The organism is Actinoplanes rectilineatus, from assembly GCF_000962825.1.
Taxonomy (GTDB): Bacteria; Actinomycetota; Actinomycetes; order Mycobacteriales; family Micromonosporaceae; genus Actinoplanes; species Actinoplanes rectilineatus.
The window spans coordinates 17786-39017 of sequence record NZ_JZKF01000069.1; the positions used below are offsets into that span (position 1 = coordinate 17786).

Sequence of the window (21232 nt, forward strand, 5' to 3'; positions counted from 1 at the left end):
AGTGGTTGTCCCGTGCGTCACTCGGCGCGGAGCGCGACCACCGGGTCGAGGCGGCCGGCCCGCTGCGCCGGGACCACGCCGAAGATGATGCCGACGGCCGCCGAGACGCCGAACGCCAGCGCCGTCGACCACCAGGTGAGCGCGGCCGGGACCGGGCTGAGCCGGTCGACGAGCAGGGCGGTGCCGGCGCCGAGGAGCAGGCCGATGATCCCGCCGGTGGTGGTCAGCAGCACCGCTTCGAGCAGGAACTGGACGCCGATGTCGCGGGGGCGGGCGCCGACCGCCTTGCGCAGGCCGATCTCCCGGGTCCGTTCACGGACCGAGACGAGCATGATGTTGGAGACGCCGACGCCGCCGACCAGCAGGCTGATGCCGGCGATGGCGGCGAGGACCCCGGTCAGCACGCCCAGGATGTCGCCGAGCACGCCGAGGATCTGCTCCTGGGTGACCGCGCTGAAGTCGGTGTCCGGGTGGCGTTCGGCGAGGGTGGCGACGACCGCGGCGCTGAGCTCGGCGATCCGTTCCCGGTCCGGGGCCCGGATGGCCAGGCCGTCGATGCGGGCGGTGCCGAGCAGGCGCTGCGCGGCGGTGACCGGTACGTGCACCTCGCTGTCGCGGTCCACGCCGAGGCTCTGGCCCAGCGCCTCGAAGGTGCCGATCACCCGGAACCGGACGCCGCCGATGGTGATCTGCCGGCCGATCGGGTCGCGGTCGCCGAACAGGTCGTGGGACACGCCGGCGCCGAGCACGGCGACCCGGCGGCCGGTGCTGACGTCGGTGCGGGTCAGGTAGGCGCCGCGGTCCAGACGGCGGACGAAGACGGTGGGGGTGGTCTCGACGACGCCCTGCATGCTGGCGAACCCGGTGCGGGAGCCGGCCCGGACGGTCTCCCCGGAGCTGATCGTGACGGCCACCCGGGTGGGGTCGCCGACGATCCGGTTCACGGCGTCGACGTCGTCCAGGGTGAGGGGCGAGGAGGTGGGTGCGGCGCCGGCTTCCAGCCTTCCGGGTACGACGATGAGCAGGTTGGAGCCGAGTCCCTCGACCTGGCGCTCGATCTGTTGCCGGGTTCCGGTGCCGATGGCGACGAGGGCGACGACCGCGGCGACGCCGATCACCACGCCGAGCATGGTCAGCAGGCTGCGCAGCCGGTTGGCGCGCAGCGCGTCGAGGGCGACCCGCCAGGCTTCGGCGATCCTCATGCCGCGTCGACGATCAGTCCGTCGCGCATCACGATCTGCCGCCGGGCGCGCGCGGCCACCTCGCGGTCGTGGGTGACCAGGACGACCGCGACCCCCTCGGCGTTCAGCGATTCGAGCAGTTCCAGGACCTGGCCGCCGGTGGTGGAGTCGAGGTTGCCGGTGGGTTCGTCGGCGAGCAGCACCGACGGCCCGGTGACCAGGGCCCGGGCGATGGCCACCCGCTGCTGTTCGCCGCCGGAGAGTTGGTTGGGCCGGTGTCCGGTGCGGTGGGCGAGGCCGACCCGTTCGAGCATCGCGGCGGCGCGGGCGCGGCGTTCGCGACGGCCGATGCCGCGGTAGACCAGGGGCAGGCCGACGTTGTCCTGGGCGGTGGTGCGGGCCAGCAGGTGGAACGACTGGAAGACGAAGCCGATCGTGGTGTTGCGCAGGGCGGCGAGTTCGTCGGGGCTGAGCGTGGCGACGTCCCGGCCGCCGATCAGCAGGGTGCCGCCGGTGGGCCGGTCCAAGCCGCCGAGCAGGTGCATCAGCGTGGATTTGCCGGAGCCGGAGGTGCCGACGACGGCCACGTAGTCGCCGGCCGCCACGGTGAGCGAGACGCCGCGCAGGGCGGGCACGTCGAGGCCGTCCAGGTGGTAGGTCCGGCTGACTCCGGTCGCCACGATGGCCGGGGTCACCGGGCCTCCGCGCCCGCCTCGACGCGGTCGGCGCCGGCGATCACCACCCGTTGGCCGGCTTCCACCCCGGAGACGATCTGCACGGTGTCCTCGCCCTGGACGCCGAGGCGTACCGGCGCCGCCTGGTAGCGCCCGTCGCGGACCGTCCAGACCGTCTCGCGGCCGCTCTCGGTGACCACCGCCGAGGCCGGGACGGTCACCGCCTCGTCGGCCTGGCGCACCGTCAGCCGGATGATCGCGCTCATCCCGGGGCGCGGGGCGGGGGCCGCCTCGCCGCTGTCCGGGTAGGTTCCCTCGTCGAGGGTCAGGCGTACCTGGTAGGACACTCCGCCCCGGGCCGAGGTGGTGGGCAGCAGGTCGGCGGTGCGGACCCGGGCCGGGTAGGTCGCGCCCGGTGCCGCGTCCAGTTCGACCTCGGCGGGTACGCCCGGCGTGACGAGCAGCACGTCGGTCTCGTCCACGTCGGCGGTCAGTCCCAGTTGCCCGGTGTCGATCACGGTCACGACGGGGGTGCCCGCGGCGACGTACGACCCTTCGGAGACGGCGGAGTCCACCCCGGCGGCGCCCGCGGTGCCGCCGGCGCCCAGTAGTCCGGCGACGCCGGTGGGGCTGGGCTGCGCCGGGCCGCCCCACTGGACCGTCCCGGCGACGGGGGCGCGCAGGGTCAGTGCCTCGACGGCCGCGTCGGCCAGGTCGTACGCCTGCTGGGCCTGAAGGTGTTGTGCCGCGGTGAGGGCACCCATCGCCCGGCTCAGCGACGCCACTCCCCGCTCGACCGATCGCAGGGCGGCCGCCGCGGCGGCGGACGCGGTCTCGTACTGTTCGCCGGCCGCGTCGATCTGGTGCTGGAGTGCCGCGCGAACCACCGGGTCGGCGATCTTGTCAGCGGCCTCGCGCGCGTGGTCGAAGGCCTGCGCGGCCTGGGTGTCGGTGCGGTGCCGGACGGCGGCGAACTCGGCGGTCCCGCCGTCGCCGGAGGAACCGCCGCCGGAGGAGCCGTCGGACAGTGCGGAGAGCGCCTCCTCGGCGGAGTCCCGCCGCCGGACGAGTTCCGGGGCGTCGACGACGGCCAGCACGTCACCGCGCTCGACCCGGTCGCCGGCCTCGACGAGCAGGTCGGACACCGTGCCGGCGGCCGGGGCGGTGAGGGTCGCCGCGGTCCGGGCGATGACCGTGCCGGGCGCTTCGACGATCTCGTCGACGGTGCCGAGGGCCGCCGATCCCAGGCGGATGCCGGTGTCCTCCTCGTCGCAGGAGGCCGCGGTGAGGAGCAGGAGCACCCCGGCGGCGATGATCACGGTCCGTGAGCGGTCGTGAGACACAGACGCCACTCTATGACCATGGGCCGCCTCCCGAGAAGAGACGGCCCACGATGGAGACCGCGGATCAGGTGCCGGGACGGCGCCCGATCGTCTTCACCGTCATGCCGATCTTGCCGATGCTGTAGTACTTCTTGGCGTCGGCCTGCAGCAGGTTCACGCAGCCGTGCGAGCCCCGCCACTTGTCGTGGATGTAGGTGGTGGTCTGGTGGAAGCCCATGCCGCCGATGAACCGCTGCCAGTAGGGCAGCCACACCTCGTACGGGTCCGACCATTCCTTCTTGGTCCGCTTGTTGATCTTGTAGGTGCCGGCCGGCGTCCGGTAGCCCTTCATGCCGGTGCGCACCACGGTCGGCTTCAGGTGCACCTTGCCGTTCTTCATGACCCAGCTGGTCTGGTGGGTCAGGTCGACGCAGAAGGTGATGCCCTTCTTCTTGGCCTTGCACTTCGACGTCTTCGTCGAAGCCAGCCGCTTGGCCACGTCATAGGTGGTCGGCCCGGCCAGGCCCTTGGCCGGCTGGATCCCGAACCGCTTCTGGAACTTCACGATCGCGGCGCAGTCGGCGGTGGACTGCTTGCCGTCGACCGTAACCGTGCCGTATCCGCCCAGTTGTTTGAGGTAGCCCTCGACCTGCTTCTGGTACTTGCCGGTCGCGCATGACGCCGCGGCCGCCTTCGTCACCACGGTCGTCGCCACGGCAGCGGTGACCGGTGCGGACGCACCGGCCCCGGCCGGAGCCAGGGCGACCGCACCGAGACCGCCACCCACCAGCATCGCCATCGCGGCACCGGCGAGGCGGGCGGTAACCCGTCGCACTGCCAACTTCGTCCTCCCCAGGAGTGATGTCCGCACATAGAAGCACAGGCACGCACCTGGTGAGGTATACGAAGGGCGCCGTGACATGAAACCGGTATGTCATCGATGCCCACAAGTCCAGCTTGCAGGGATTTGCCCTATCGGGGAGTGGCGAAATCCTGCACCCAGTAGGGGGTCCGGTTCTTCCCGAGGGCCAGCCCGACGCCCATTTGCCGCAATTGGCAGTCCAGGATGTTGTGCCGGTGCGACGGGCTCTCCATCCAGTCCCGCATGACCTGGAACGGGCTCCGCTGGCCCCGGGCGATGTTCTCGCCGTACCGCTGCCAGGGATATCCGGCGCCGGTCACCCGCCGACCGGCGTCCGACCCACCGGCCCCCTCGTGCGAGAAGTAGCCGCGCCGGGCCATGTCGGCGGCATGCCGGTTCGCCGCGGCGATCAGCCGCCGGTCCACGGTCAACGGATGGCAGCCGGCCTGCCGCCGGTTCCGGTTGACCAGCGCGAGCACCTGCTGCTGCACCGGTGCCCCCGGGCGGGCGGAGACCGAGGCGCCGGTGACCGCCCGGCGCGAGGCCGCCACCAGAGCGTCCACCGGGTCCGGCAGTCCGGGGCCCCGCCCGGACGGCTCTTCCGGAAGGCCCGGCTCCTCCGGAAGGCCCGGCTCCTCCGGAAGATCCGGCGGCGCCGGGGATTCGATCAGGTCGATCAGCTGCTTGACGCCCGGGCCCACCACGGGCTCCGGGGGCTCCTGCGCCAGCGCCTTCGCCGTGACGCCGCCCGCGACCAGCGTCACGGCGGCCATCCCGAGCACCAGCAAGGGTTTCCGCATGGTCGGTCGATCCCGTCGTCCGCGCGCCCCGGCCGTCCGGGGCGTCCTCCGCCGGGTGACCAACGGGCCGGGCCGGGGGCGGTCACTGCGGTGGTCTCCCGGCCGCCGGGCGACCGGTTCTTCGACGACCGTCATGGTGTACGCCGTGAGCAGCGTGAACACCGCCCCCGCCTGAGCACGTCCGTCGCACACTCGCACAGGGTTCCGGCGTTCTTCCCTCGTTCGGGGTAGCCCACTGAGGCGTTCTTGCCGACTGCTCGGCTGTCCCTGCGCCGCCCCGCCCGTCGCTACGGTTTCGCGGTGCGTAACCGCTACCTGGACATGCTCCGTGCCGTCGCGATCGTCCGGGTGATCGTCTATCACCACTTCGGATGGCCCTGGCTGTCCATCGTGATCCCCGCGATGGGCGTCATGTTCGCCGTGGCCGGCTCGCTGACCGCCGCCTCCCTGCAGAACCGCCCGCCCGGCCGGGTCCTCACCTCCCGGATGCGCCGCCTGCTGCCCCCGGTGTGGCTGCTCGGGCTGGTGTCGGTGCCGGTGATGCTGTACTTCGGCTGGGCCTCCGAGACGGACGGCGAGCACCCGTTCGAGCCGTGGCGCCTGGTGTTCTGGCTGTTGCCGCTCGGCGACCCACCCGGCAGCGACGAGGGCGCGTTCGTCTGGGACGCGCTCTGGTACGTGCGGACCTATCTGTGGCTGGTGCTGCTCTCCCCGCTGCTGTTCCCGGTGTTCCGCAAGGTCGGCTGGCCGCTCGTCGCCCTGCCGCTGCTGGGCATGACGATGCTGGAGAAGGGCTCGTGGGGCATGCCGGCCGAGGTCGAGTCGGCGCTCTGGGACCTCGTCACGTACGGCGCGTGCTGGATCGCCGGGTTCGCCCACCGGGACGGCCGGCTGGCCCGGATGCATCCGGCCGCGGTGCTGCTGGCCGCCGGGGCACTGGCCGGCCTGGGTCTGAAGTGGCTGGTGCAGAGCAGCGACGAACTGGGCTGGGACCTCAACGAGGTGTCCGAGGCGCAGGCGGTCTACTCGCTGGCGTTCGTGCTGATCGCGCTCCGCTGGCAGCCGCCGATCGAGAAGCTGGCCCGGACACCAGCCGTCGACCGCGCGGTGAACCTTCTGAACGCCCGGGCCGTGACGGTCTACCTCTGGCACGGGGCCGCCATCGCCGCGGTCTGGCCGATCCTGGCCTTCACCAACATGGAGGATCTGGGCTCGCTGGAGGGTCCGGTCACCCTGTCCATCACGTTCGCGGTGACGGCGGCCGCGGTGGTCGCGTTCGGCTGGGTGGAGGATCTGGCCGCCAAGCGCCGGCCGCGGCTGTGGCCGGCGGTGCTCACCCCGCCACCGCCCGCACCGCCGGAGAAGCCGCTCGCCGAGCGGATCGGGCCGATCCCGGCCGGATGGCCCGAGGGGGACCCCGCCCCCTCACCGGGCGGTCCCGCATCCGGCGCACCGGCGCCGGAGACGGAGCGGATCGAGATGCCGGTGGCCGGGCGGCCGGCGGCGGGCTACTACGGGCATCCCGTCGTCGACCAGGAGACCACCGCTCCGGGCGGCCCCGAGGAGCCGTCGGGGCGGCACGCGTACCGGCTGGCCGGGCCGGCCGGGTACCACAACCCGCCGTCCGGCCCGGGTGAGGGCGCCGGGCCGGGGTACCGCGGGACGCCCGAGCTCCCCTAGACACCGGTCCCGGCGCGTGGAGGGCGGCTGCGCGCCGGGACCGGTCACGAGCGGTCACGCGTACCCCCGGAGAAGGGCGACCGGGCCGCGCGGCCGGGCCAAGTCGAGAGAAGCTCACAAAATCCGTTTAAATGGTGATTAGCCTGAGCGCGTGGCAGGGCAACGAAGCGATCTTCTGACTCCGGCACGCGGCGTCGCGGTGGTCGCCCTCGTGTTCCGGGCCGGTCCGCTCTACTGCGCGCTCCCCCTCGACGAGGTCGTCGAGACGATGCGCCCGCTGGTCACCCGGCCGCTGGCCGGGACCGCGCCGTACGTCCTCGGGCTGGCCATCCTGCGCGGCGCGCCGTCCCCGGTGATCGACGTGACCCGGCTGCTGACCGGGGCCGAGGGCGAGATCGAACGTTATGTAACGGTTCGTGCCGGGCGTGGCACCATCGCGCTGGGCACCGGGCCGGTCCTCGGCGTCCAGGAGATCGAGGTGGAACCGCCGGAGGGACCGTCCGCGCTGTTCAGCGGCGTCTCCAAGTCCCTGATCGCGGCCGTCGGCACGGTCGGCGACGAACCGCTGCTCCTGCTGCACAGCATCAGCGCGGTGCCCGACGAGGTCTGGGAGGCGGTCGGCGACGACGGCGAGGCCGGGTCGTGACCAGCTTCCCGGCCGGGCTGACCCGGTTCCGTGACCTGCTTCAGCAGCGGCTGGGCTGGACCTTCGCGGACGCCGACGTGGGCCAGATGGAGAAGGTGCTGCGCGACCGGGCCGCCGCGCACGAGCTGTCCGAACGGGACTACCTGGACCGGCTGACCGGGCGGCGCTGGGACGCCGAACTGGCGGTACTCGCCGAGGAACTGAGCATCACCGAGACCTACTTCTTCCGGCACAGCGAACAGTTCCGGGTGGTCGCCGCACGGGTGCTGCCGGAACGGATCCTGGCCCGCAGCGCGCAGCGGGTGCTGCGCCTGCTGTCGGTCGGCTGCTCGTCCGGCGAGGAGGCGTACACGCTGGCCATCCTGGCGACCGAGGCCCGCCCGCACCGGGACTGGATCGTCTCGGTGGTCGGCCTGGACGCCAACCGGCGGCAGCTGCGCAAGGCGAACGCCGCGACGTACTCCGCGTGGTCGCTGCGGGAGACCCCGGACCGGGCCCGGGAGAAGTGGTTCCGGCAGTCGCCCGAGGGTTACCACGTCTCCCCGGAGATCACCGCTGCGGCGCACTTCATGGAGTACAACGTCGCCGACGACGACCCGCAGCTGTGGCAGCCCGGCCGGTACGACGTGATCTTCTGCCGGAACCTGCTGATGTACCTGACCCCGGACGTGGTGACGGCCGTGGTCGGGCGGATGACCCGGTCGCTGGACACCGGCGGTTACCTGTTCCTCGGGCACACCGACTCGCTGGGCAGCCGCCCCGAGGGCCTGGAGGTCCTGCACGAGGCCGGCACGGTGTTCTACCGGCGGCCGGGCGCCGGGCACCAGCACCCGCCGACGGCGTCCCGGCCGGCCCGCCCCGCCCCGGTGGCGAATCCGGCGGAACACTACTCGCGGGCGTTCGCGCTGATGCGTGACGACCGGTTCGCCGACGCCTTGGCGGCGATCTCCGAACCGCCCCCGGCCGGCGTCCGCGAGGTGCTGCTGTACGGCGTCCTGCTGGCCCAGATGGGGCGGCTGGACGAGGCCCGCGCCGCCGCGCACCGGCTGATCGACACCGGCGGCCCGCACCCGGACGGGCACCATCTGCTCGGCGTCTGCCACGAGCTGGACTGCGCGGACCAGGCGGTCGGGCAGTACCGGCTGGCGGCGTACCTGGATCCGGCGTTCGCCATGCCGCAGCTGCGGATGGGTCTGCTGGCCCGGCGACGCGGCGACGACCGGGGTGCCGCCGCGCTGCTGCGCACCGCCCAGGATCTGATGCTGCGGGAGAGCGACGACCGGATCGTGCTGTTCGGCGGCGGGTTCAGCCGGATCGCGCTGGTCTCGCTGTGCCGGACCGAGTTGGAGAGCTGCGGGGTGCCCCGGTGAGCGGGGCGACCGTCGGCGACCGGGTCGGGCAGGTCCGCGCCGACTTCAACAGGTCCTTCGCGGAGCCGCTGCGGGTCCTCGACGGCGGGATCGTCGAACTCCTCGCCATCGGGGTGGGCGACCGGCCGTACGTGATCCGCCTGGCCCAGACCGCCGGGGTGCACCCGGACCGCAAGATCACCCCGTTGCCGAGCACCGTCCGCGGGCTGCTCGGCGTGGCGGGCTTCGCCGGCTCGATCGTCCCGGTGTACGACCTGGCCGCGCTGCTCGGCCACCCGAAGCCGGAACGGCCCCGCTGGCTGGTCCTGGCGGCCGGCACCCCGATGCTCGCGCTCGCCTTCCACCAGCTGGACCGGCATGTCCGGGTGCAGTCCGGCGACATGTTGGAGAGCGCCGACGAGGAGAGCGGACAGGGCTGCCTGCAGGGCATGGTCCGGCTGCCCGACGGCAACCGGCCGATCGTGGACGTGCCCGCCACCCGGGCCCTGGTGCACCGGCTCGCGGGACACCAGTTCGACGCAGAACCGCACGCCGTCGCCGAGGAGACCTGATGTTGAACCGCCGTACTTTTGGCAGCAAGCTGGCGATCGGGGTCTCCGTGACCATCGTCCTCACCCTGATCTCGGTGATCACCGCGGTGACAGCACTGTCCCTGGTGGTCAAGGCGAAGGACAGGGTGATCGCTGCCGCGACCGGCAATCTGGCCGGCGCCGAGACGCTGAACCGGATGATGGAGACCCGTCTCTCCGACTACCGCGGTTACCTGCTGTACGGCACCGACGAGTACAAGCAGCTCACCGAGCAGGACCGCACCTCCTTCCTGAACCAGTTGGAGGAGTTGCGCAACTCCCTCACCGACGGCACCTCGCTGTCCCTGCTGGAACGGGTCGCGACGGCGGAGACCGCACACGCCGCCGGTGTCGCCCTGGTGATGGCCAAACGCGCCGAGGTCAACGACGCGCAGGCGGCGGCCCAGCTCAACGCCGACCAGGTGATACCCCTGCGCAAGACGTTGCAGAGCACGCTCACCGATCTGGTGGCCCGCATCCGGGTGGACGTGGACAACGACCGCGTCGACTCGACCGAACAGGCGGCCATCGCGATCTGGGTGATCATCCTGCTGGGGGCGGTCACCACCGGCAGCGCGATCGTGGTGGCCTGGCGGGTGAGCCGGGACCTGCGCCGGGAGTTGGGAGCGGCGGTCGGGCACATCCAGAGCTCGTCGACCCAGCTGGAGGCCGCCGCGGCACAGCAGGTCAACGGCGGCCGGGACCAGGCCAGCGCGATGAACGAGATCACCACGACGATCAGCGAACTGCTGATCACCTCCCGGCAGATCTCCGAGTCCGCCCAGCGCGTCTCGAAGATCGCCGAGGAGACCGAGGCCGCGGCCCGCACCGGGGACGCCACCATCGACCAGACCCGGGCCTCGATGGGTGCGATCCGTACCCAGGTCGACCAGATCGTGCAGCACATGCTCGCGCTCGGTGAGAAGTCCCAGCAGATCGGCTCGGTCGTCGACCTGGTGTCCGAGCTGGCCGAGCAGACCAACATCCTGGCCATCAACGCCACCATCGAGGCCAGCGGCGCCGGCGAATGGGGGCGGCGGTTCGCCGTGGTGGCCGAGGAGATCCGCAAACTCGCCGACCGGACCGCGGCCTCGGCCAAGGAGATCCGCGCGCTGATCGAGGACGTCCGCGGCGCGGTCAACACCACCGTGATGGCGACCGAGATCGGCGCCAAGGCGGTCGACACCGGCGCCCGTCAGTTCGACGACGCCACCAACAGCTTCCGGGAGATCGTGCAGCTGGTCTCCACCACCAACGACGCCACACGGGAGATCGAGCTCTCCACGAAACAGCAGACCACGGCGGTCGAACAGGTCAACATCGCGGCCTCCGACACCGCCCGGGTGTCCCGCGAGACCGAGTCCAGCGCGGTGCAGACCAAACAGACCGCCGCGCACCTGTCCACCCTCTCCGGCGACCTGCTGGAGCTGGTCGGCACGGCCAAGCGCTGACGGGCCGCCACGATGGCTGACAGCCGGGACCCGCTGCGCTACTTCCGGATCGAGGCCCGGGAGCTGGTCGACCAGATCACCGCCGGAGTCCTCGACCTGGACCAGCGTCCGGGGCCGGAACCGGTCGCCCGGCTGCTGCGGGTGGCGCACACCCTCAAGGGTGCCGCCCGGGTGGTCAAGCAGAAGGACATCGCCGACCGGGCCCACGAGTTCGAGGAGATCCTGGTCCCGCACCGGACCGGTGACCAGCCGCTGGCCGCCGAGGAGATGCGGGAGCTGCTGCGGCTCAACGACGAGATCACCCGGCAGGTGACCGTCCTCGAACAACCCGCGCCGCCGGAGCCGCCCGCGGCCCCCGCCGCCACCCGGCCACCGGAATCCCCGGCCACCCCCGCGGAGTCCACCCGGACCGCAGCCCCGCCGCCGGTCCCCGAGGTGATCACGGTGGCGCCGCGGGCCGCCTCGGCCGACCTGGACGAACTGCTCGACGCGATCGGTGAGGCCAACTCCCGGATGGCGCCGCTGCGCGCCGGCTGCAACACCATCGAACGCCTGCACCGGTCCGCCGAGACCCTCGCCGACCAGCTGCGCGCCGGCCGGGGCAGCGCCCCCGGCGTGGCGCGCGCCTCGGCGGAACGGCTCGCCGGGGAGCTGGGCTCGGCCGGCCGGCGGTTCACCGACTCGGTCGACCAGATCGAACGCGAGCTCGACGACGTCCGCGCCAAGGCCGAGGGCCTGCGCCTGGTCCCGGTGGCCAGCGTGATCACCGCGTTGCGGCGGGCGGTCCGCGACGCCGCCGACGCGGAGGGCAAACACGTGCGGTTCGTCGCCCGGGGCGCCGAGATCCGGCTGGGTGCGCACCTGGTCGGGCCGGTCACCGGGGCGTTCCTGCACGTGGTGCGCAACTCGGTGGCGCACGGCATCGAACCCGAGGCGCAGCGGATCGCAGCCGGCAAACCACCCGAGGGCCAGGTCAGCGTGGACGTCGAGCGGCGCGGGCGCAAGGTGGTGTTCCGGTGCACCGACGACGGGCGGGGTTTCGACCTGGACGCGGTCCGGCGGACCGCCCAGGAGCGGGGCCTGCTCGATCCGGGGGCGCCGCCGCCGGACAAGCAGGAGCTGCTGGGCATGGTGCTGCGCGGCGGGATCAGCACGTCGGCCTCGGTGACCGAGGTCGCCGGCCGGGGCATCGGCATGGACGCGGTCCGCGAGGTGGCCGCCCAGCTGCACGGTGAGGTGGACGTCCGCAGCGAACCCGGGATCGGGGCGACGGTCGAGCTGACCGTGCCGCTCACCCTGCTGAGCATGACCGGCCTGGTGGTCGAGGCGGGCGGCACGCTCGCGGTGGTGCCCCTGGACGCGGTACGCGGCTGCGTCCGGCTCAGCCCCGACGAGGCGACCACGGCCTCCGCCACCGGGCGGATCGTCTACGACGACACGGCCACGCCGTTCCTGCCCCTGGCCCAGGCGCTGTACACCGGGGACACCGTGCCGGACTCCCCCGGTGCCGGCGCCGCCGTGGTGATCAAGTCGGACGACGGTCTGGTCGCCATCGGGGTGGACCGGCTCACCGGCACGTCGTCGCTGGTCGCCCGCCCGCTTCCGGAACTCGCGCCGTCCACGGCGGTGATCTCCAGCGTCTCGATCGACGCCGACGGCAACCCGCGGCTGGTCCTCGACCCGCAGGGCCTGGCCGCCGAGATCCGCGGGCACCAGGCCGGCGGTCACCAGCCCGCCGCCGCGGCGCCGCCGCTGCCCATCCTGGTCGTCGACGACTCGCTGACCACGCGAATGCTGGAACGCAGCATCCTGGAGTCGGCCGGCTACGAGGTGGACCTGGCCGCCTCCGGCGAGGAGGGTCTGGAGAAGGCGCGGACCCGCCGGTACGGCCTGTTCCTCACCGACATCGACATGCCCGGCATCGACGGCTTCACCTTCGTCGAACGGACCCGGGCCGAACCGGAGCTGGCGGCCGTGCCGGCCATCCTGGTCAGCTCCCGGTCCAGCGCCGCCGACCGGGAACGCGGGCGGGCCGCCGGGGCCAGCGCGTACGTGGTCAAGGGCGAGTTCGACCAGGAGAAGCTGCTCGCCCACATCCGCCGCCTGGTGGTCCGGTCGTGACCCGGGTGCTGATCGTGGAGGACTCCGCGACGATGCGGCACCACCTGCGGGAGGCGCTCGCCACCGACCCGCAGCTCGAGGTGGTCGGCGAGGCGGTCAGCGGCGAACGGGCCGTGGAGATGACCGCCCGGCTGCGCCCCGACGTGATCACCATGGACATGATGCTGCCCGGGATCAGCGGGCTGGCCGCCACCGAGCAGATCATGGCGGAGTACCCGACACCGATCCTGGTCGTCTCGTCCGCGGACCGGCAGGAGCTGTTCAGCACGTACAACGCCCTGGCGGCGGGCGCGGTGGACGTGCTGGAGAAGCCGCGCGGCGACGACTCCGACAACGACTGGCCGCAGCGGCTGCGCAACACGGTCCGGATGGTCGCGCGGATCCGGGTGATCACCCATCCGCGGGCCCGGCTGGGCCGCGGCACCGCCACCCCGGCCGCCCCGCCGCCGGTGCCCACCCCGGCCCCGAACGGGCTCAGCGTGGTCGCGGTCGGCTCGTCCACCGGCGGGCCGGCCGCCCTGACCGAGCTGCTCCGGGCGCTGCCGCCCACCTTCCACACGCCGATCCTGATCGTGCAGCACATCGCCGCCAGCGAGCAGTTCGCGGTGGCGTTCTCCGACTGGCTCGCCGGGCAGACCGCCCGCAACGTGCGGTACGCCGTCGACGGCACCCCGGTCGGCCGGGTCGCCGGTCAGGTGCTGCTCGCTCCCCCGGACCGGCACCTGTACGTCCGTGACCAGCTCCTGCGGCTCAGCGACGGCCCGGCCCGGCACTCCTGCCGGCCCTCGGTGGACGTGCTGTTCGAGTCGGTGGCGTCCGAGTTCGGCGGCAGCGCGGCCGGGTGCCTGCTGACCGGGATGGGCCGGGACGGGGCGGCCGGCCTGCTGCAGATGCGCAACCGGGGGGCTGTCACGTTCGCCCAGGACGAGGGCAGCTGCACGGTGTACGGGATGCCCCGCGAGGCGGCGCTGATCGGCGCGGCGGCCCACGTGCTGCCGCCGGCCCGGATGTCGGCCCGGATCTGCGAGCTGCATCCGTCGGGGGCCCGGCGATGACGCCCACCGTGCTGATCGTCGACGACAGCCTGACCGTACGGATGGACCTGCACGAGGCGTTCTCCGACGACGGGTTCGCGACCATCCTGTGCGCCACCGGGGCGGAGGCCCGGGACGCGTTCACCGCCGGCACGTTCGACGCCGCCGTGCTGGACGTGCTGCTGCCCGACGCGGACGGCCTGGAACTGCTCACCGAGCTGCGCGGCACGCACGGCGAGGTGGTCACCATGCTGCTGTCCAGCGAGAGCGAGGTCTCCGACCGGCTCGCCGGGCTGCGCATCGGCGCCGACGAGTACGTGGGCAAGCCGTACGACTCGGGTTATGTGGTGGCCCGGACCCGTCAGCTGCTCGGGGAGAGCCGTGACAGCGGCGGCGACGCCACCACGATCCTGGTCATCGACGACAGCATGACCTTCCGGGAGCAGCTGCGGGAACTCCTCGAATCCGAGGGGTACGCGGTGCTGACCGCCCCCAGCGGCGAGGACGGCCTGCGGATGGCCGCCGACCGCCGGCCCCAGGCGGTGATCGTCGACGGGGTGATGCCCGGCATCGACGGTGCCACGGTGATCCGCCGGATCCGCCTCGACCCGGCGCTGCGCGACACCCCGTGCCTGCTGATGACCGCCGCCGACGACTACGCCACCGAGATGCAGATGCTCGACGCCGGCGCCGACGCGTTCGTCCGCAAGCAGCAGGACCTGGCGGTGGTGCTGGCCAAACTGGCCGCGGTGCTGCGGCAGAGCGCCGAACAGCTGCCGATCGAGGCGATCGGCAGCCTGCACGGTCCCGGCAAGGTGCTCACCGTCAGCCCGGACCGCGCCGAACTCACCGTCTGGGCCGACGCGCTGCGCGCCGAGGGGTACGACATCGTCGCCGCCACCGGCATCGTCGACGCCCTCGACCTGCTCGCCGCCCAGCCGGTCGACTGCATCGTGATCGGTCTCGACGACGACCTGGACCGGGCCCGCGAGGCCTGCCGCCGGATCCGCGAGGTGCCCCGGGTCGGTGAGCTGCCGGTGGTGATGACCGGCGACGAGACGCAGATGCTGGACTGCCTGGCCGCCGGGGCCGACGACTACGTCCGCCTGATCGACGTGCCGGAGGGTCTGCTGGTGCACGTCCGCGCGCAGATCCGCCGCAAACAGTCGCACGACGAGTCCCGCCGGATCCGCGAGGAACTGATGCGCCGTGAACTGGACGCCACCGAGGAACGCGCGGCCCGGCAGCTGGCCGAGACGCGGGCCGCCCTGGTCGAGGAGCTGGAGTGGCGCAACCGGGAGCTGGAGGCGTTCTCCGGCTCGGTCTCCCACGACCTGCGCGGTCCGCTCCAGGTGATCAGCAGTTTCGCCGAGCACATGCTCGACGAGGAGGACAACGAGAAGCTGGGCGAGCGGACCCGGCACCGCCTGACCCGCATCCACGCGGCGGCGATGCGGATGGCCGACCTGGTCGAGTCGCTGCTGATCCTGGCCCGGGCCAGCCGGGGTGAGCTGCGCCGGGCCGAGTTCGACATGACGACCACCGCCCATCAGGTGTTCGCCGACGTGGCGGCCCGCGACCCGGACCGCCGGGTGGGCCTGCGGGTGCATCCGGGGATGACCGCGGACGCCGACGAGGGTCTGGTCCGGGTGGTCCTCGAGAACCTGATCAACAACGCCTGGAAGTTCAGCCGCAAGGTGTCCGACCCGGAGATCACGGTCGGGGCCGAGGACGGCAAGTTCTTCGTCCGCGACAACGGGGCCGGGTTCCCCAGCGATCAGGCCGGTGAGCTGTTCCGCCCGTTCGCCCGGCTGCACGACGCCCGCGACTTCCCCGGCACCGGCATCGGCCTGACCACGGTGCACCGGGCGGTCGAACGGCACGGCGGCGAGATCTGGGCCGAGTCGGCCGAGGGCGAGGGAGCCACCTTCTGGTTCACCCTGCCCCCGACCGCCGACTTCGCGGGTCAGGACCGCCGCACCGCCCCGCGGCGCACCGCCTGACCCTCCCTCGTGGTGACGCACACCTTGCGAAGGGTCATCTGATGTAGGCCAGGCCGTCGGAGATCACCGTGGGGCGACCGGCGGTGGCCTGGACGACGACGGCCACGGTGTGTTTGCCCGGCTTGAGGTCGCGGGTCCAGACGGCCTGGCGATAGCTCGTCTTGGACGCCTTCAGGTCGACCGTGGTGATCTTCTTGCCGTCGACGTAGATCGCCGCCTTGCCGGACTTGGCGGTCCTCGAGAAGAGCAGCGCGGCGCTGCGGCCGGTGAACGTCCAGGTCAGTTTCCGGTTCTTCACCTTGGCGGAGAGGGCCTTGCCGCCCAGGTGCGACTTTCCGGTGACCTTGGTCCAGGCGCCGGTCCTCTTGGCGGCGGTCTCGGCCGAGAGGACCACCGTGCGTGACGCCGACGACGCCCGGGTGTTGCCGGAGAGGTCCCGCGCGGTGACCGTGTAGGTGACCGCACCGGTCTTCACGCTCGGCGACCAGGACGTGGCGGTGACACCGAGCGTGGCGGCCTTGGGCTTGCTGACGGTGAGGCCGGTCAGTTTCAGGTTGTCCTTGGCGGTGAAGCTCGCCTTCACCGGGACCGCCGCGGCGCTGTACGTGCCGGTCCGCAGGCCGACCTCGACCGCCTTGCCGAACACCGGGGCGGTGACGTCGCCGTGGACCGTGGCGTTCACCGTCGCCGAGCCGGTCGTGGCGCTCACACCCCGGACCGCGACGGTGTGCCTGCCGGGCGGCACGGCGACCGACGCGCTGCGGACGGTGTTCGCCACCGTCCCGGCGACCGTGCCGTCGACCAGGATGTCGAAGCGGGCCAGGTCGGCCGAGGGGGTGATCAGCTTCCAGGCGAGGGTGGCCCGGTTCTTGACGTAGTACGCCCCGCCGGCGCTGCCGCCACCGGTCACCGAGGTGAGCGCCAGGCCGAGGACGGTCTGCTGGGTGAGGACCCGGATCGCCGGCAGCCGGGAGTACAGGTTGGCGCCGGGACAGAGCGTGGCGTCGGCGTCGCGGTGCCCGGCCAGGCGCTCCACGGTCAGCTGGTCGGTGGTCTGGTACTTGTCGTTGGCGACACCGGGACTGATCGTGACGGTGCTCGTCGGGTCGTAACCGTAGGTGCCGAGCCGGTTCGCCGCGAGCTGGGCGATCTTCGCCTCGACGGCACTGTTCGACGTCGCGGTCTCGTAGTCGCCGATCACCGACACGGCGGCGTAACCGGTGTTGAAGCCGACGGTGTGCGCGCCGACCACGGCGTTCTGCACCCCGCCCTTGCGGCCCTCGAACAGCGTGCCGCACTTGTCGACCAGGTAGTTGTAGCCGATGTCGGAGAGCTTCTTGCTGGTCACGTCGTAGGTCTGGATGCTGCGCACGATCGCCGCCGACTCGGCGCAGGTGTAATCGTTGGTGGTCGCGGTGTGGTGCACCCAGAACACCTTGACCTCGGTGCCGATCGTGACGTCGCCGGTGATCTTCTCGTCGGCGCCCCACGCGGTCCGGCTGACATAGGCGGGAAACGGCGGCGTGACGACGTTGCTGGTGCCGATCTCCGCCTCCCCACCGCCCTGACCGCCGGTGGACGTGCCCGGGTCGATCAGGTCGAGACGCAGGCCGGACGGCAGCTCGCCGCCGTCGGCGAACCGGGCCGCGACGCCGTCCGACGGCCCCACCCAGAGCGGTTCGGTGGCGCCCCGGCGGCCCGGGTTGGCGGCCTCGGCGGCGTCCGGGCCGGTGTCGGCGGCCTCGAGGGGCTGCCAGCCGGTCCACTCTCCGGTCGCGACGCTGCGGGTGTGGACCTCGATGTCGCCGGTGGGCGCGTCGTCCGGATCGGACCAGGTGACACCGAGCAGGCTGAACCGCTCGGTGGCACGCTGCGCCAGGTCCTTCTTCGCGGTCCGCTCGGGGACGGCCAGGGTGCGCAGCCGGCTCTTCGCCGCGGGCGGTGCGGTCGTCGCCGACGTTCCCGCCGGTGTCCTCGCCGTCGCTGTCGTCGTTGTCGCCGGCGCCGCGGCGGTCGTCGCGGCCACCGGCACGACGGCCGGCTGCGTCCTCTCGACCGCCGGTGCCGGTGCCGCCGCCGGCGGGGCCGCCGTGGGCCACATGGCCACCCCGCCACCCGCTGCCAGCACGGCCACCGCCGTACCCAGACCGATCGTCACCCGTTTGTGCATTGGCCCGGTTCCCCCGCGAAGATCGTCGATGTTGCGGGCGTGAACGCTACCGGACCGTCGTGTTCGCCACTAGTCCGTGGTGAGAGCTGTTACCGGACTGACCCGGGCCGCGCGCCGGGCGGGCATCACCCCGGCCAGCGCGGTCAGTGCCACCAGGGCGGCGAAGACCGCGGCCAGCTGCCACCCGGGCACCGTCAGCGGCGCGTTCAGGCCGGTCGCACGGACCGCCAGCCAGGCGTACGGGACACCGAGCGCGATCCCGAGTGCCGCGCCGACCACGCCGTACAGCGCCGACTCGGTGGTCAACATGGTGCGCAGTCCACCGCGGGACATGCCGACCGCCCGGAGCAGGCCGGACTCCCGGACCCGTTCGACGACCGACAGCGCGGTGGTGGCGCCCACCCCGACCACGGCGATCAGCACGGTCAGCCCGATCAGGGCGATCGCGATCGCCAGCACCACGGTCAGGTTGCCGCGGAGCTGGTCGCGCTGGTCGGCGAGGACCGCAACGCCGTACCTCGGGTCGCCGGCGGTGAGGTCACGCAGGGCGTGCAGGCCGGCGGTACGGGCCTGCTCCCCGTCCGCGGACGCGTCGGCGAGCAGCCCGGTGGGCGCCGCCTTCGCCCCGAGACCGGTCAGGTCGCTGCCGTCCACCACCAGACCGCTGTGCAGCGGACCCATGTCGGAGAGGATCCCGGAGACGGTCAGGCGTACCGTCCGGCCACCGGCGGTGACGGCCGTCGTGTCGCCGACCCTCAAGTTCGCCAGGTCCGCCACGTAACGGGCGATCACCGTCCGGCCGGGGCCGAAGCCGTCGGTGGTTCCGGCGGCCAGGTCCAGGTCGGCCAGGCGGGGCAGCGCGGTCAGTGCCAGGTCGGTGGCCGCGGTCTCCACCCCACCGACCGTCGTGTCGATCCGCCGGTACGGGGTGACCCGGGTCAGCGCGCCACTGGCGGCGGCCCTCCCGGCGTACCCGGGCGGCAGTCCCGTGCCGTCCGAGGCGGACAGCTCGAAGTCGGCGGGCGCCGACGCGGCCAGTTCCCGTTCGGCGAGCACCTGGACCGACGCACCGCCGACGAGCGTCCCGGCGATCAGGGTGACACCGAGCGCGACCACCACCGAGACCGCGGCGGCCCGGCGGGCGCTGCCGCCCACCCCGCCGACGGCGAGCCGGCCGACCGGTCCGAGGCGGCGCAGCGGCCAGCCGGCCACCACGAGCACCGGGCGGACCAGCACCGGACCGAGAGCGATCAGGGCGATGTACGCGCAGGCGCCGGACGCGACGATGCCGAGCAGCAGCGGCGACGGGTCGAAGTCCTGCGCGTCCGGTTCGGGCAGGGCGGCCAGCACGACGGCGACCCCGCCGAGCGCGGCCGCGGTGAACAGCAGGCCGAACAGCCGGCGTCCCCCGCCGATGCCGGTACGGGCGCCGGTGGTGGCCGCGGTCCGCAGCGCCTCCAGGGGCGAGACCCGGGCGGCCGAGAACGCCGGGGCGAGCACGGCCAGGACCGTGATCAGCACGGCGAGCGCCACGGTCGCGGCAGCCGCGGCGAGCGGGAAGCCCGGCGATGCCACGTCCACGCCGAGGGCCCCCGCGGCCGGGCGGACCGTGTGACCGACGGCGAGCGCGGCGAGCACCCCGGTCAGGCCGGCGACCACTCCGGTCAGCAGGCCCTCCACGACCAGGGCGCGGACCAGCGCGGACCGGCCGGCGCCGACCGCGCGGAGCAGGGCGAGCTGCCGCATCCGCTGGGCGAACACGATCCGGAAGGTGGACGCGGCGATCAGCCCGGCGGCGGCCACCGCCACCGCGACGAACATGCCGACCACCGCGAACATCTGGTTGATCTCACCGACCATGGCCTGGGCCTCCTCGAGGCGGACGTCCGCCCCCGTGGCGACCTCCGGCGCCTCCGGCCCGGCCACCACGGCCGCGATGCCCTCCCGGACGGCGGTGGCGTCGGCGCCGGCGTCCAGCCGGATCTCGACCCGCTGCAGGACGTCCTCGGTGACCAGGGCGGACACCGTGCCGAGCGGCGCGTACGCGGTGTCGCCGTAGTCCGACGGCGGCTCGACCACGCCGACGATCCGGGCCGTGACCGGCGGTGTCTCGTCACCGGCCCGCAACTCGACCTCGGAGCCCGTGGTCAGCCCCAGCCGTTGCACGGTCCGTGGGGTCACCGCGAGTTCCCCGGCCGCCGCCGGGTACCGCCCGGACACCGGCGCGACCATGCTGAGCGGCCCGGTTCCCGGGTCCGCGGCCACGGTCAGGTACTCGGCGCCGGCCTGCACGCCGACCTCCAGCCGGCCGGCCGCCTCGGCCACCCCGGGCACCGCGGCGATCCTCGCGAGCTGGGCGCCGGTGACCGTGCCCTCGCGGACCACCAGATCGGTCGCCTCCGGGGTGCCGCTGAGCCCGTTGAGCAGGCTCCGCTCGGTGATCTGCTGTGCCAGCACGGTGGCGTACACGACGAACGACGCGACCAGCACCGCCAGTCCGGTGAGCAGCAGCCGGGCCGGCCGCCGGGACACCCCGGAGAGCTGGGTACGCAGCACCGGGTTCATCGGCCGGCCGCCAGGGCCTGCAGCGCCTCGGTGACCGCGGCGATGTCCGGCTGGTGGATCTCCCCGGCGAGACGGCCGTCGGCGAGCAGCACGACGCGGTCCGCGTACGCCGCCGCCCCCGCGTCGTGGGTGACCATCACCACCGTCTGCCCCAGGTCGCGGGTCGCTTCCCGGAGCAGGGTCAGCACCTCGGCGCCGGACCGGGAGTCCAGGTTGCCGGTCGGCTCGTCGGCGAAGAGCACCTCGGGACGCGACACCAGCGCCCGGGCCAGCGCGACCCGCTGCTGCTGCCCGCCGGAGAGTTCGCTGGGCCGGTGGGTCAGCCGACCGGCCAGGCCGAGCGTGGTGACCAGCCGGTCGAACAGCGCCGGGTCGGCCTTGCGCCCGGCCAGGTCGAGCGGCAGCGTGATGTTGTCCGCCGCGGTGAGCTGCGGCAGCAGGTTGAACGACTGGAAGACGAAGCCGATCCGTTCCCGGCGGGCCTTGGTCAGCACCCGGTCCGGCTGGGCGGTCAGGTCGGTGCCGCCGAGCATGACCCGGCCGGAGGTGGCGGTGTCCAGGCCGGCCAGGCAGTGCATCAGGGTGGACTTGCCGGAACCGGACGGCCCCATGATCGCGGTGAACCGGCCCCGGTCGAACCCGACGGTCACGCCGTCGAGTGCCCGGACCGCGGTGTCGCCGGCGCCGTACACCTTCACCAGGTCGACGGCCGCGACCGCGGCGAGCCCGTCACGGTCCGGGGCGGTAGTGGATGCGGGTCGGATATGCATGACGGGGATGCTGG

Annotated in this window: 16 protein-coding genes; 8 read left to right on the forward strand and 8 right to left on the reverse strand. The window is 73.1% G+C overall.

What is annotated here, in order from left to right; all coding sequences use genetic code 11:
• Window positions 1–17 precede the first annotated feature (17 nt).
• The 5 genes from WH85_RS34800 to WH85_RS48270 form a co-directional block, all read right to left on the reverse strand.
• On the reverse strand, window positions 18–1202 hold the full coding sequence (locus WH85_RS34800; RefSeq protein WP_045746355.1) for an ABC transporter permease: 1185 nt from the start codon (window positions 1200–1202) through the stop codon (window positions 18–20).
• Window positions 1199–1876 (reverse strand): ABC transporter ATP-binding protein, encoded by a 678-nt coding sequence (locus tag WH85_RS34805; protein ID WP_045746356.1) that lies wholly within the window; start codon window positions 1874–1876, stop codon window positions 1199–1201. Before WH85_RS34805 ends, WH85_RS34800 begins: the two co-directional genes overlap by 4 nt.
• Window positions 1873–3198, reverse strand: coding sequence for an efflux RND transporter periplasmic adaptor subunit (locus WH85_RS34810; protein ID WP_045746357.1), 1326 nt, complete (start codon window positions 3196–3198; stop codon window positions 1873–1875). The genes WH85_RS34805 and WH85_RS34810 overlap by 4 nt, the downstream gene beginning before the upstream one ends.
• A 64-nt stretch (window positions 3199–3262) precedes the next feature.
• Complete coding sequence (locus tag WH85_RS34815; RefSeq protein WP_045746373.1) at window positions 3263–3976, reverse strand: L,D-transpeptidase family protein; 714 nt, start codon at window positions 3974–3976, stop codon at window positions 3263–3265.
• A 173-nt stretch (window positions 3977–4149) separates the two neighbouring features.
• Complete coding sequence (locus tag WH85_RS48270; RefSeq protein ID WP_063775576.1) at window positions 4150–4839, reverse strand: CAP domain-containing protein; 690 nt, start codon at window positions 4837–4839, stop codon at window positions 4150–4152.
• A gap of 300 nt (window positions 4840–5139) precedes the next feature.
• Here WH85_RS48270 and WH85_RS34825 point away from each other — a divergent pair, with 300 nt between their 5' ends.
• The 8 genes from WH85_RS34825 to WH85_RS34860 all read left to right on the forward strand — a co-directional run bounded on the left by WH85_RS34825 (window position 5140) and on the right by WH85_RS34860 (window position 15713).
• Entirely contained in the window at window positions 5140–6519 is a 1380-nt protein-coding gene (locus tag WH85_RS34825) for an acyltransferase family protein (RefSeq protein WP_083449481.1), read from the forward strand.
• Window positions 6520–6670: 151 nt separating this feature from the next.
• A complete protein-coding gene (locus WH85_RS34830) occupies window positions 6671–7165 on the forward strand; it encodes a chemotaxis protein CheW (RefSeq protein ID WP_245674220.1) in 495 nt (164 codons plus the stop codon).
• Window positions 7162–8535: a CheR family methyltransferase gene (locus WH85_RS34835; RefSeq protein WP_045746358.1), complete on the forward strand. Its 1374-nt coding sequence runs from the start codon at window positions 7162–7164 to the stop codon at window positions 8533–8535. The genes WH85_RS34830 and WH85_RS34835 overlap by 4 nt, the downstream gene beginning before the upstream one ends.
• Window positions 8532–9086, forward strand: coding sequence for a chemotaxis protein CheW (locus WH85_RS34840; RefSeq protein WP_045746359.1), 555 nt, complete (start codon window positions 8532–8534; stop codon window positions 9084–9086). Before WH85_RS34835 ends, WH85_RS34840 begins: the two co-directional genes overlap by 4 nt.
• Window positions 9086–10555, forward strand: coding sequence for a methyl-accepting chemotaxis protein (locus WH85_RS34845; RefSeq protein ID WP_045746360.1), 1470 nt, complete (start codon window positions 9086–9088; stop codon window positions 10553–10555). The genes WH85_RS34840 and WH85_RS34845 overlap by 1 nt, the downstream gene beginning before the upstream one ends.
• A 12-nt stretch (window positions 10556–10567) precedes the next feature.
• Window positions 10568–12676 (forward strand): hybrid sensor histidine kinase/response regulator, encoded by a 2109-nt coding sequence (locus tag WH85_RS34850; protein ID WP_045746361.1) that lies wholly within the window; start codon window positions 10568–10570, stop codon window positions 12674–12676.
• A complete protein-coding gene (cheB, locus tag WH85_RS34855; protein WP_052721016.1) occupies window positions 12673–13731 on the forward strand; it encodes a chemotaxis-specific protein-glutamate methyltransferase CheB in 1059 nt (352 codons plus the stop codon). The genes WH85_RS34850 and cheB overlap by 4 nt, the downstream gene beginning before the upstream one ends.
• Complete coding sequence (locus WH85_RS34860; RefSeq protein ID WP_045746362.1) at window positions 13728–15713, forward strand: response regulator; 1986 nt, start codon at window positions 13728–13730, stop codon at window positions 15711–15713. Before cheB ends, WH85_RS34860 begins: the two co-directional genes overlap by 4 nt.
• Window positions 15714–15747: 34 nt before the next feature.
• Here WH85_RS34860 and WH85_RS34865 read toward each other — a convergent pair whose 3' ends face one another.
• From WH85_RS34865 to WH85_RS34875, 3 genes are all read right to left on the reverse strand, one after another.
• On the reverse strand, window positions 15748–17883 hold the full coding sequence (locus tag WH85_RS34865; protein WP_045746363.1) for an N-acetylmuramoyl-L-alanine amidase: 2136 nt from the start codon (window positions 17881–17883) through the stop codon (window positions 15748–15750).
• Window positions 17884–17952: 69 nt separating this feature from the next.
• Window positions 17953–20448, reverse strand: coding sequence for an FtsX-like permease family protein (locus WH85_RS34870; RefSeq protein ID WP_045746364.1), 2496 nt, complete (start codon window positions 20446–20448; stop codon window positions 17953–17955).
• Window positions 20445–21218, reverse strand: coding sequence for an ABC transporter ATP-binding protein (locus WH85_RS34875; RefSeq protein WP_045746378.1), 774 nt, complete (start codon window positions 21216–21218; stop codon window positions 20445–20447). The genes WH85_RS34870 and WH85_RS34875 overlap by 4 nt, the downstream gene beginning before the upstream one ends.
• Window positions 21219–21232 lie beyond the last annotated feature (14 nt).

Bases quoted from the DNA above. Each gene is read 5' to 3' on its own strand.
- WH85_RS34800 (WP_045746355.1), bottom strand. From the start codon at position 1,202: ATGAGGATCGCCGAAGCCTGGCGGGTCGCCCTCGACGCGCTGCGCGCC.
- WH85_RS34815 (WP_045746373.1), bottom strand. From the start codon at position 3,976: ATGGCGATGCTGGTGGGTGGCGGTCTCGGTGCGGTCGCCCTGGCTCCG.
- WH85_RS48270 (WP_063775576.1), bottom strand. From the start codon at position 4,839: ATGCGGAAACCCTTGCTGGTGCTCGGGATGGCCGCCGTGACGCTGGTC.
- WH85_RS34845 (WP_045746360.1), top strand. From the start codon at position 9,086: ATGTTGAACCGCCGTACTTTTGGCAGCAAGCTGGCGATCGGGGTCTCC.
- WH85_RS34850 (WP_045746361.1), top strand. From the start codon at position 10,568: ATGGCTGACAGCCGGGACCCGCTGCGCTACTTCCGGATCGAGGCCCGG.
- WH85_RS34860 (WP_045746362.1), top strand. From the start codon at position 13,728: ATGACGCCCACCGTGCTGATCGTCGACGACAGCCTGACCGTACGGATG.
- WH85_RS34865 (WP_045746363.1), bottom strand. From the start codon at position 17,883: ATGCACAAACGGGTGACGATCGGTCTGGGTACGGCGGTGGCCGTGCTG.
- WH85_RS34870 (WP_045746364.1), bottom strand. From the start codon at position 20,448: ATGAACCCGGTGCTGCGTACCCAGCTCTCCGGGGTGTCCCGGCGGCCG.
- WH85_RS34875 (WP_045746378.1), bottom strand. From the start codon at position 21,218: ATGCATATCCGACCCGCATCCACTACCGCCCCGGACCGTGACGGGCTC.